This window comes from Duncaniella freteri (assembly GCF_004766125.1).
Classification (GTDB): Bacteria; Bacteroidota; Bacteroidia; order Bacteroidales; family Muribaculaceae; genus Duncaniella; species Duncaniella freteri.
Genome location: NZ_SJSA01000002.1, coordinates 550715 through 562847 on the forward strand (window position 1 = coordinate 550715; position 12133 = coordinate 562847).

The 12133-nt window shown below is 44.3% G+C and carries 9 protein-coding genes; 4 read left to right on the top strand and 5 right to left on the bottom strand.

The annotated features are described in order from the left end of the window. Nucleotides 1-12 precede the first annotated feature (12 nt). From EZ315_RS12510 to EZ315_RS12530, 5 genes are read right to left on the bottom strand one after another with little or no spacing between them, the layout of a single operon-like run. Nucleotides 13-1302 (bottom strand): MFS transporter, encoded by a 1290-nt coding sequence (locus tag EZ315_RS12510; protein ID WP_135472366.1) that lies wholly within the window; start codon nt 1300-1302, stop codon nt 13-15. A 4-nt stretch (nt 1303-1306) separates the two neighbouring features. Beyond that, complete coding sequence (locus tag EZ315_RS12515) at nt 1307-2617, bottom strand: SpoIID/LytB domain-containing protein (RefSeq protein ID WP_135472367.1); 1311 nt, start codon at nt 2615-2617, stop codon at nt 1307-1309. Beyond that, nucleotides 2614-3570: a DUF4922 domain-containing protein gene (locus EZ315_RS12520; protein ID WP_135472368.1), complete on the bottom strand. Its 957-nt coding sequence runs from the start codon at nt 3568-3570 to the stop codon at nt 2614-2616. The genes EZ315_RS12515 and EZ315_RS12520 overlap by 4 nt, the downstream gene beginning before the upstream one ends. Then, entirely contained in the window at nt 3558-4880 is a 1323-nt protein-coding gene (locus EZ315_RS12525; RefSeq protein WP_135472369.1) for a glycosyltransferase family 2 protein, read from the bottom strand. Before EZ315_RS12525 ends, EZ315_RS12520 begins: the two co-directional genes overlap by 13 nt. 36 nt (nt 4881-4916) lie before the next feature. Beyond that, nucleotides 4917-7784, bottom strand: a complete 2868-nt coding sequence (locus tag EZ315_RS12530; protein ID WP_135472370.1) for a golvesin C-terminal-like domain-containing protein — start codon at nt 7782-7784, stop codon at nt 4917-4919. 310 nt (nt 7785-8094) lie between these two features. Here EZ315_RS12530 and dnaN point away from each other — a divergent pair, with 310 nt between their 5' ends. Genes dnaN through porD form a run of 4 tightly spaced genes read left to right on the top strand, consistent with a single transcriptional unit; the run spans nt 8095 to nt 12123 of the window. Then, complete coding sequence (gene dnaN, locus EZ315_RS12535; protein WP_135472371.1) at nt 8095-9225, top strand: DNA polymerase III subunit beta; 1131 nt, start codon at nt 8095-8097, stop codon at nt 9223-9225. A gap of 13 nt (nt 9226-9238) precedes the next feature. Then, nucleotides 9239-10000 carry a 3'-5' exonuclease gene (locus EZ315_RS12540; RefSeq protein ID WP_135472372.1) on the top strand — a complete coding sequence of 254 codons (762 nt, stop codon included), beginning with the start codon at nt 9239-9241 and terminating at the stop codon, nt 9998-10000. Beyond that, the gene (gene coaBC, locus EZ315_RS12545; RefSeq protein WP_135472373.1) at nt 9997-11211 is read left to right on the top strand and encodes a bifunctional phosphopantothenoylcysteine decarboxylase/phosphopantothenate--cysteine ligase CoaBC; all 1215 of its coding nucleotides are present in this window, start codon (nt 9997-9999) and stop codon (nt 11209-11211) included. Before EZ315_RS12540 ends, coaBC begins: the two co-directional genes overlap by 4 nt. A 9-nt stretch (nt 11212-11220) precedes the next feature. After that, complete coding sequence (gene porD, locus EZ315_RS12550) at nt 11221-12123, top strand: type IX secretion system protein PorD (protein ID WP_135472374.1); 903 nt, start codon at nt 11221-11223, stop codon at nt 12121-12123. Nucleotides 12124-12133 lie beyond the last annotated feature (10 nt).

The following is a 12133-nucleotide window of genomic DNA, read 5'->3' on the forward strand; positions in this document are numbered from 1 at the left end:
GAGTTAAGTCGTTCAATGTTTCTTCCCGAATTCCGGATTGATCTTCAGCAAATATGTGACGCCGATAGTAGCAATGCAGCATATCATTGTCCAAATAAAGAAATAACGGTATCCGATGGTTTCCTGTATCCAACCGGCAGCCATACCTGGCAGCATCATGCCAAGAGCCATGAAACCTGTGCAGATACTGTAGTGTGCCGTAGAGAATTCTCCTTCTGAGAAATATATGAGATAGAGCATATAGGCTGTAAATCCGAATCCGTAACCAAACTGCTCGATGAACACACATGTATTTATTGTCAGCAGGCTCGGCTCACTTGCCCAACTGAGATATACAAAAGTCAGGCAGGTGAGCGACATGCTCCATGCCATAGGTTTAAGCCAATAATGCAATCCCTTTTTTGCAGCCAATATGCCACCAATAATACCTCCTGCCGTCAATCCTATAATTCCTACAGTCCCATACACAATTCCTACTTCTGATGTGGAAAGGCCAAGCCCCCCGATGGAACTTGCATCAAGAAGAAAAGGATTTATTAGCTTTATAAGTTGCGCTTCAGGCAACCGATACAGTAACATGAAGAGGATCGCAAGTCCGGCTTGCTTCTTTCTGAAAAAGGCGACAAAAATTCTTACGAATTCTTTTGTCACATCATTAAAAGTGTAATTCCTTTTTGTGTTTCTGATCTCCACCTTGGGAAGAGCCCAGGAATGATAAACGGCAAAAAACAGAAACATGGCAGACAGTACAAAAAATACCACTCCCCATGCAAAAGGGATATCTCCGGTGCTCTCTTCAATGCATCCTGCCACCACGACAAGAGCTCCTTGTCCGGCAACTGATGCTATACGATAGAATGTGGAGCGTATGCCCACATAAAATGATTGTTCATGTTCCGTAAGTGCCAGCATATAGTAGCCGTCGGCAGCAATGTCGTGAGTGGACGACACGAATGCCACGAGCCAAAACACAGCAAGTGTAAGACTAAAGAAAAACTGCACTGGCAATGCAAACGCTATCCCGGCAAAAGCTATTGCCACAAACCATTGCATAATGATGACCCATTGGCGTTTGGTTGATATTATGTCGACAAACGGACTCCAGAACGGTTTTATAACCCATGGCAGATAAAGCCACCCTGTATAAAGGGCTATGTCGGTATTGGAGACACCCAATCTTTTGTACATTATCACAGAGAGGGTCATCACCGCGATATATGGAAGCCCTTGAGCAAAGTATAGTGTAGGCACCCACGCCCATGGTGACCGCTTGGCGCAAGTGGAATTGATTGATTTACTCATATTTTCAGTATAATTTTACAATTGATGCCACAGGATAATAATGCCGTAGAATCTCATCGAATGTGTAGCCTTTTTCTCCCATTACAGCAGCTCCGATCTGGCATAGACCCACTCCGTGACCCCATCCCGCTCCATGAAGGATAAACGAATCAGGCACATTGCCTCCATCTTTAAAATGCCGGTCGACAACAAATGCCGAACTGAGCAGGTGTGATTCAGAAAGAGTACGCCTTATCATAAGTTCCTTTCCAATCACGATTTCTCCTTCAGTTCCGATAATTCGTAACCGGATTATGCGTCCTGACGTGCCGCGCTGCAACGGTATAAGGTCAATTACTTCTCCGACATTTATACCACTGCGTTCATTTAGAAGCCTTATTATCTTTTCTTGAGTAATCTCTTCTGTCCAACGGTAAAAATCATTGCGTTCACGATCGTAATTGTTAAGGACCTGCGAAAGGATGTGCTCATCATTGTTACTGCAAAATGATGCCGGACAAGATAATATCCATTCTCTTGCCTCATTCTCTTCTGTAAGGTCGGGATATTTAACAGGGTTGACAGTGTCTCGTCCCGCTACAAGATAGGGCAGGTGTATATCCCCCCAGCAAGATTTAAATTCCTCGAACACCCCGCCGCAACATTTAGAGAATCGCGCATCGCACAACTCGCCGTTAAACATCAGGACCATTCCGCAGGTGTCATCAACAGCTTCATGGGCAGCTGAGCCTTTTACTCTGGATATACCTTGATAACGCTGGCAATGGTCGTCAGCACAGACATCAAAATCGTTATGGTCATCATGATCCCACCAACGTGTGATCTCTGTGTCACTTCGTCTAAAAGAGTCAACACGAGGAGTGCTGCGATGTCTCATCTGAGCCAACAACCATGACCGCGATATGACAGCATGAGCACGTAAAAGCGGCAGAGAGGAGGTTGAACTCATTTCGCTTGAGATTACTGAGATGAGATAATCCTCTACTTTCACTATATTTACAGCTGTGAGATTCCCATCAGAAACTATTAGACGTATAGAGCCTCTGAACTGTTGTCTCTCTTTCCTTTGCCAATGGAAATCCACACCGATTACAACATCCTCCAATTCAAAGGAGTCACCATCATATGATGTCGGGGTGAATTCTATTGAGGTGTAATTTTTCCCGTTCCATACAATGGCAATCCCGGAATCCGACAGCGTAGCTTCCTGTTCGCCAGTCACAATCGCAACATCATCGGTTGAATATATACCTTTTAATGTGAATTTAATGGATTTACCTGACAAAACCCCTACTGATACATATGGCTCATTCATGATTGCAACCGAGTTTTAAAATCCATAAATTCATCGTGAGTATAGCCGACCTCATTATAGATCATTTGTGTTAATTCATTATCCAGACGGTCGAAGTCTTCATGTCGGGATGTGATAAATGTTCCGGTCATTTCAATCGATGCCGGACTGATCAGCATCATTCCAGCTTCTGAGCCGTAGATTGACGGTCGATGCTTTTTACGAGGTATCACCACGACACGCGTCGTGTCTCCCATCCTGAATGCGATTACATTCATCATAGGTTCAGGGGAATCACCATTGACAGGTAGGCTGTCAACAACTGTTTTATATATCGGAATTATGTCCTTGTCAGAGTTGATTTCCATAAGGTAGTAGCCAAATGGCGTAGTATCCTCGTGAGGCATATATATCTTGCTGTCACCTATCGCTGGTCCCTCATCAAAACATTTCAGATCAGAAGTGAAGTTATCAGATATAGCTGTGTCAACAACCTGGAAGTGCATATGATCAGGAGCTGACGCACCACATTTTGCACCATTGTAAAACACACATCCATTTTGGAATATTCTTGTGAGCTTTACCATATCCACAATTCTGTCATCAAGAATTTGTGGTGCATGCTTCTTGGATGCAATTGTAAAATGAATAGATGAAACAGGGTAGGGGTTCACAAGTATTTCGTAATCTTCCCAGTCAATCCAGCGTTGCTGCTCAGGACGTGCCGACTTGCATAGGAAACATGGTCTTTCGCCGTTACCTATTGCCTTTAGATCAGCAGTTATGGATCCTTTCCTGTAATTCAATAAAATCTTTCCTGCTTTCCATGGCACATTATCGAAGATGATTTTACCAAAACAGGCTTCACGGTATTTATTATAATTGGCGATAAACAGCTGCCATTCGTCAAGCTGTTTATTGAACAGATCGCATGGTGATTCCTCCAATCTGTTTTCCGCTATTATCTCTGGCATGACTGTCGTGCTTTAAGTTCAAGTGTACGGATGTGATCCTTATAATAATTGTTGTTATTGATCCTGTCACGGCTTAATGCATGGTCGGTATTGTCCTCCCATCTTCTGCATAAATAAAGGGATTCATATATTCTTCCTATAAGATATTTGCGACTTATAGCCAATCCCATGGCATAGTCTTCGCCATAACAAACGTCTGGAAAACCTATTTCACGTGCTATTGGCGTGAAGAATGCACGAGGAGCTCCGAGCCCATTGATACGAAGTGCATTGTTGGTTCCGTTTTCATCTGTCCACTCGGAGTGATCGATAAGTCCGGGAGACAGAATATTGCGATTGAAATCAGTGAGCGTGTACGACCCGATAACCATTGCGCATCCTTGCGAACGGAACGTATCTACGATTCTTTGCAAGGTGTCGGTGCCGCTATATACGTCATCGCTGTCGAGCTGAACAGCAAAACGTCCACAATATTCAGATCTTATCGCAAGATTCCAACATCCTCCTATGCCAATGTAATGATATGGCAGGCGAGATGTGCTTATTGTTTTTACCTTTGGGGACTTTTTAGCATATTCAGAAAGTATTTCGGACGTGCCGTCGTCACTGCGATTGTCTACAACGATAACATTAAATGAAAAATCGGTATTTTGACTTAACGCTGATTCTATAGCGTCAGCGATGGTACGTTGGCGGTTCTTTACCGGGATTATCACACTTGCCTCGACCGGGAATATTCCTTGGGTTATGTCAACCTTGGTTTTATCTTTTATGCTGACATATCCTCCTATCGCCTTAAGATGGTTGGTGACCGCCTTTTCCATCTCTATTTGCGATGTCCGGTTACGTGGATTTACATATGCGAAATGTGATTCCTCAGACCCATCTGATAATGTTTTTTCTTCGATTGTGTATAATGGCTCAGGACAGTATATCGGAGCATTCCTACGTGTGAGACGAAGACGCAGGTCATACCATCCGGCTGCTTCGAAATCGTCACTCATTTGTGCGATAGCCTTCCTCATTTCCACTGATTTCACCAATACAATTTTTCCAAAATCAAAGTCATCGCGTAATGATCCTTCCTGCCATGGTATGAGTCGACGTAGCTCACCTTGCTCGATATAGTCGCTATAAATAAATGGAGCGTTGGACTGTTCAAGAACCTTTCGCATCCTTTCGAGACCGTTGTGGTTAAAAACATATGCACAACTGCTCAATGGGATTATAATATATTCCTCATCACCGGATGCCAGTAGGCGCATCCGGTAAGATGACAACAATGAATGCCTGATATTGTCTTTTTCCATTGCAAGAAGTAGGTGTCTAATGAGTTGGTATTATATTTAAGATTTTCTTTTTCTTGTTCTGTGTGGGCTTCGTTCTGCCAATTCAGCCGACTCCTTGATCCCTGAGGTCCAATCCTCAGCACCGAATGCTCCAGGCAGCAATGAGTATTCCTCTTCAGGAGCCAGCAATGTGCCGACAACTATCTTTAGCTTTTCGCGGGCAGATAAGGTTTCAGTCTGATTTGTGAAGAAGTCAAGTATCTGTCGCATCAGTTTTTCCCGAGCATCCTTTTCAAGAATTGTCTCAAATGGGAAACCGATCACAACGGCTTTATGCGAGTTTGTGGCATAAGCAGTTCCGGCTGCATAATCATTTTCACTATAGCGTAATATCACAGCTCCGTCATTTGTCGACACCGGATTGAATGACTCCGGTGATTCCACGGCATAACAGTCGGATGACAGTTGCTGGTTGAAGTTGAATTTGAACCTGCCGTTGAACTGGGGATAACGCGATCTCACTTCAGTGACCTGCCCGGTTATTGTCGCTTTAGCCTGTCGCCAATCAATGCCGAGAATGCTGTGTCCGAATTCCCTGTCTGATTGAGAAACCGCCGTCATGCTATATTTGTTGTCGAAGAGGTCTGAGCCGATATAACTTCCGCTGACAAACAATGAACTCCCTGCATCACACATCTCACGAAGCCTTTGTTTTAGCTCCGATGAAAAAGGTTTATATCGGAGCTTGCTATTGGCTCCTACTGTTATCTCTTTCTGCTTGCCAAGTATTAGGTCAATTATATGAGGATGATCTATCGACTTTATGAATGCGCCTACACTCGATGACACGAATGAATGCCCTGCCGCCTTTACAGCCTCTCCATGAAGCATCACAAAATCGAAAGTGTTGCCGGCTATTATCTCTGTCTCGTATACCGCCCTGCTTGCCCCATGACCAGGAGCGTCATTTGACTTCCATGGCTCAGAAGGACGGAACTCGGTCTGGGCACCTGTAAAAAGTATATCCTTTATGTATGGAACACCATAATCTTCTTCATAATCGAATCCGATATGTCCGTCACGATATATTTCGGCAGGACCGGACACTCTGGTGAAACCATTGACTATTGTCACCTGGTCTTTCCCACCTGGAATATCGCACAATGCAAGTATTTCAGATGGGAAACTAAGACCCCCATCATTAGCTGCGACAATTTTGTAGCTGTATATGCTATTGTCGTTCGGAGTGACAGACAGATAAGTGTCATCGGTTATGGCAAGCTCCACAAATGCTCCGTTATCTATCCTTTCATATACAATATAATATTTAGCCTTTGCTGTGGGTTCCAGAGGATCATCGGTCGGGATCCAGGAAAGAGTGTAGTTCCCATCCTGACCTTTGATTGAAAAATCCTTAACAGGAAGAGGCTCCACTATATAAGGAGTCCCGGAGGTCTTGTGCAGATACTTAAGCATCCCTTTATATATTGCTCGGCTCACATCGAACCTGAAGTTCGGATCGAGACCATAACGCATGTCTGCAAAGTTCTGATGGCTCAACAGTTCCAGGAGCATAGCCGGTACCAATGGCTCACGTGCCTCATGGTATGATCTGTTGCGTAGTTTCCTGCGTGTCCATTGAGGATCGTACAGTTGCCATATGTCATCGATAATCTGATCGGTAACCATATTGGCATATGTCATCGACGTTTTCTTGCTTTTACCGTTGCCCAGTGAGCCGGCAGTGGAAACAATAGGGAGAGTTCCTACAGTGGTGACATCATCACACGTAGTTCCGGCATCGGTGTGAAGAGCAAATGAAAGGTCCACAGGTATCCCGAGCCCTTTCTGTCCAGGCAATGACTTAGAACCTCCGGCAAGATAGTTGACCCACATCCCACGGCTTTTGTAGTCATCTTCGTAGTCACTCTCTCCTCCGGTTATGGAATAGACACTTTCAGGCATTCCAGCCCATTGCAACCAGTATCTCGCACCTTCAGTAAATCTAGGGTACCCGCTTATATCGGCTGACATTCCGCTACCGCGTCTGACATTGCCCATTCCACCGCCAATCTTGATGGCATCGGCAGTCACTACCTTGTTGTTCTCATTCGAAATGTTATTCAGTTCCACTACGGTTGTTTTGCCTTGTGCAAATGGGAATGTGCCTAAATAGACCCATGTTCCTCCACCCATAGTCTGGTTGACCTGAAATTCTTCTGAGCCGCGGAGCGAATTTACTGTATAATGGGCATCACGCGCACTTTCTGGAAGAGATGCATAGCTGATATATAAGGCATATTCTCCCTCCTCAGGAATATCAGCAGTCCAAGAGGCAGAAGAAGCCTTTTTTATGTCGTTTACTGTAGCTGCTTTTCTTAAGGTCCCTTTTTTGAAAGGGTTATCAGTGCCTGATAATATTTTGTCAACATAGCCAAAGCCTTTAACTCCAACAGCATCACTCCACATTTTGCTGCCATTCTTTTCGGAATATCCGTTTTGAGCCTCACCTCCATCAGCATCCACTATGACCTCGATTGTGGATGTGTCTCTTTCTCGCGGCAACATAACATATGCCCCGGCATTTTCAAGCATAGGCACAAGATATGGATAGACATAGCTTTGGGAATACAGGTCCTCCACTGTACCCATCAGCCTGCCACGCTGCCACATCCAGCGTTCCTCCTTTACATCATAATAGCGTCCGTGGCTTGGCCACAATGCGATATTTATGCCGTCAAGACCATAAGGAGCCTCTGGGGCATCAGTGCGCACCACAAATGGACCGGATGTCCGTGGATCTGCTTTTACCACGCGAGTGACTTTGGGTGCCTTCTTGTTTCTTTTCTTTGGTCTGCGTGTCGCAGCCGATGTTGACATAGCTGCAACGAGCAGCATTATAATGATCGTGATATAGTGCTTCATATTGATAGTGACGCCAAATGTGTCATTATGATTGGAACAATTAACCTGCATCATTTGACTCAATAAGTTCACATTATTTGCACATTCGGCGGATTCTTCGTCAAAATTAGTAAAAAATATCACTATTGACAATAATGCATAGAGGTAATTTTTTAGTTATGTGATGTGTTGTCATTATTGTTTTATCTTATTCCGGGGCATTTCCGAAGTGTTGAAAATACCGTATTGCACATTATCTAAAAAATGTCTACCTTTGTGATTTAAAAGGCATGCCTTTTTCACGCTTTGTCAATAATAACACTACTGAAATATGAAATTTACGGTACCAAGCAAGACGCTTCATTCGTTTGCTTCCGCAGTGAGCAAGGTGATCAATGCTAAGAATGCGATTACTATCCTTAACAACTTTCTCTTTTCGATAAAAGGGAATACGCTCACTATCACTGCTTGTGACGGAGAGAATACCCTGTGTGCCAGAATCCCTATCATGGATGTGGATGGTGAAGGTGATTTCTGTATAGATGCTCGCCGAGTGGTAGAGTTGCTGAGAGTCATGCCTGAACAGGAACTCAATTTTAATGTCAACGACTCCACTCTCTCGATAGAGATGACTCATCCTAATGGCTCCTACAAGTTCATGGGTCTTCCCGGGAATGAATACCCCAATCTTAAAAAGACGCCTCAGGAAGGATCGATGACATTCAAGACTTCCGGAGCGTCACTTCTTCGTGGACTTGAATTCACAGCATTTGCCGCAGGTACTGATATGTTGCGTCCCCAGATGACAGGTGTGTATTGGGACATCAAGCCTGATCGTCTTGTGTTTGTTGCTACTGACACTCACAAACTTGTGAAATTTGAGGATCAGAGCATTCAGGCAGGAGTGGAAGGGTCGTTCATCCTTCCAAACAAGTCCACAAATGTATTCCGTTCAGTGTTCAGTAAAGATGAAGAGGTCACAGTTACTCTTGACGTTGAGCGCGGAGTGACTTTCGAGACTGATACATTCACATTTGACAGCCGTCTTGTAAAGGGTCGCTTCCCGGATTATACACGCGTGATTCCTGAGAACAATCCTTACACCTTATCTATCAATCGTCATCAGTTCACAACCGCGGTTCGCCGTGTGAGTCTTTTTGTAGATGAGGGTCATGGACTCATAAAGTTCCGCGTAACACCTGACAAACTTACCATCAAGGCATCCGACAACGAATACAATACCTCAGGCTACGAGACTCTTGAAGCAGAATTCAATGGCAATGAGATGATTGTAGGTTTCAGCTCAAGCTATCTTACTGAACTTGCATCAGTGCTTTGGACCGACGACATTATCTTCCGTCTTGCGGATCCATCCCGACCTGCTGTGATTGTTCCTACCGAGGATAAGGCTGACACTAAGCTCACAATGCTGCTCATGCCTATGAATGTACAGGAATTCTAATTTTGGTAAAACAATGCAGCTCAATTTAAAGAAGCCAATAATATTCTTTGACCTTGAGACCACAGGCATAGACATCATGCACGATCGCATCGTGGAGATATCTATGATAAAAGTTCTTCCGTCAGGAGAGGAAATTGAGAAAACGAGGCGAGTGAATCCTGGTATACCCATTCCTGCCGAGGCTACAGCTGTGCATCATATCACTGATGCAGATGTGGCCAATGAACCTATGTTCCGTCAGATAGCCCGATCCCTTGCCAATGAGATGACAGGATGTGACATTGCCGGATTCAATTCCAATAGATTTGACATCCCTATGTTGGATCAGGAGTTTCAGCGTGCAGGTGTTAAATTCGATTTCTCAAAGGCTCGATTTGTGGATGTTCAGACGATCTTTCACAAGAAAGAACAGCGCACCCTTGTTGCGGCATACCGTTTCTATTGCGGAAAGGAACTTGATGGTGCACATTCCGCCAATGCAGATACCAGAGCTACTCTCGAAGTGCTTAAATCGCAGCTCGACCATTATGATGATCTCCCAAATGATATTGAGGAATTAAGCAAATTCTCTCAGATGAACCGTAATGTCGACTTTATGGGGCGGTTGATATATAATGATGATGATAAGGAGGTGATCAACTTCGGTAAGTACAAAGGCAAAATAGCGGAGGAGATACTACGTAAGGAACCGAGCTACTATGACTGGATAATGAAGAGTGACTTTGCACAGAACACCAAGGATTGTTTCACCCGCATACGGCTTAGAATCAAATGAGTTCACTTGCAGGAAAACATATCGTATTAGGCATATGCGGTGGCATAGCTGCCTACAAAAGCGTGTCGCTTCTCAGACTGTTTATAAAGGCTGGTGCAGAAGTGCAGGTAGTGATCACTCCGGCAGGGAAGGAGTTTATCACACCTGTAACTCTTTCAGCATTGAGCCAAAAGCCTGTTGTCAGTGAATTTTTTACCGCCAATACCGGAGAGTGGCATTCTCATGTCGATCTCGGATTGTGGGCTGACTGTATGGTGATAGCTCCGGCAACAGCCTCTACAATCGGCAAAATGGCACATGGAATTGCCGACAACATGCTTGTCACCACTTATCTTTCTGCCAAAAGTCCTGTATTCTTAGCTCCGGCAATGGACCTGGATATGATGTGCCATCCTTCAACACAAGCCAATTTGTCGCTTCTGAAATCATACGGCAACAATATTATCGAACCTGCAAGCGGCTATCTTGCAAGCGGACTGGAAGGGAAAGGGCGAATGGAGGAGCCTGAGAATATATTAGCGTATCTTGAACGCTATTTTGATAGGACATCCGACCTTTCCGGAAAAAGTGTTCTGATAACAGCAGGACCTACATATGAGAAAATAGATCCGGTACGTTTTATTGGAAATTATTCTTCCGGCAAGATGGGGTATGCTCTGGCAGAGGAATGCGCATCGCGCGGAGCCAACGTCACATTGGTGTCCGGTCCGGTAGCACTATCCGCCAAATCCTCTAACATTAATGTGGTCAGCGTCGAATCAGCTCGTGAAATGCTTGATGAATGCCAAAAAGTGTTCCCGACATCCGACATTTCTATAATGTGTGCCGCTGTTGCTGACTATGCACCTGCCAATCCTTCCGATCATAAGATCAAGCGCGAAAAACAGGATGTTCCCACAATAACCCTTGTGAAGAATCCTGATATAGCAGCAACTCTTGGAAAAGAGAAACGCCCGGAACAAGTGCTTGTAGGATTCGCTCTTGAGACCGATAATGAGGCTGTTAATGCATCAGAAAAACTTACAAGAAAGAATCTTGACATGATAGTTCTCAATTCTCTGCGAGATAAAGGAGCTTGCTTCGGAACTGACACCAATAAAGTGTCTATAATCAGGTCGGACAAATCTCGCACAGATTTCCCGCTAAAAGACAAATCGGAAGTCGCCGGTGATATCATAGATGAAATATTGAAAATTCTCGGAAAGGTCTGATCAATCACGATGCGTTCACTTATAGCCTCTCTGCTCATAGCATTTTCTCTTGCGTCAACAGCACAGGAGTTGAATTGCCGTGTGGAAGTGAACGCGTCTCAGATTGAGGGCACTAACAAGTCGGTATTCGAGGCTCTGCAAAATGCTGTCAATGAGTATGTGAACACCAATAAGTGGACTGCCACACAATTCTCACCGAATGAAAGAATTGAATGCTCAATGTTCTTTACCATCTCCGAATATAATCCATCAGATGGAAAGATGGTGGGGGATCTACAGATCCAGGCGATACGTCCAGTGTATAACTCATCATACACTACTACACTGATAAACTTTCGAGACACAAAAATCGATTTCAATTACATTGAGAATGATCCGCTTGTGTACAATGAGAGCCAGATGGAAAATCAGCTCACCCAGATATTGAATTTCTATGTCTACCTTATTCTGGCAGTCGATTTTGACAGTTTTTCATTACATGGCGGAGACCCTTATTTCGACAAGGTGGCAACAATAGTTCATCAGGCTCAGTCATCAGGTGAGAGCGGATGGAAAGCGTTTGAGAACACCAAAAATCGTTCCGCCGTGCTTGCATCATTCACAGATCAGTCAGTCCGTAGAATTCGTGAGTTGTACTACACCTATCATATGCAAGGACTTGATCAGATGTCGGTAAGCCCTGATAAGGGACGAAGTTCCATTGACCGTTCGCTTGACATATTGACGGAGATATACCGAATCTCGCCTATGTCGGTAGGGCTATCGATGTTCAAGGATGCAAAACTTGATGAGCTTGTAAATATCTATTCAAAATCCACAGCCGAAGAACGGCGTCATGCTTTCGGATTACTATCCGAGATATATCCTACCGAACATGACAGGCTGCAAAAAATCAAAGAACCTGAAAAATAACTAATCCTCA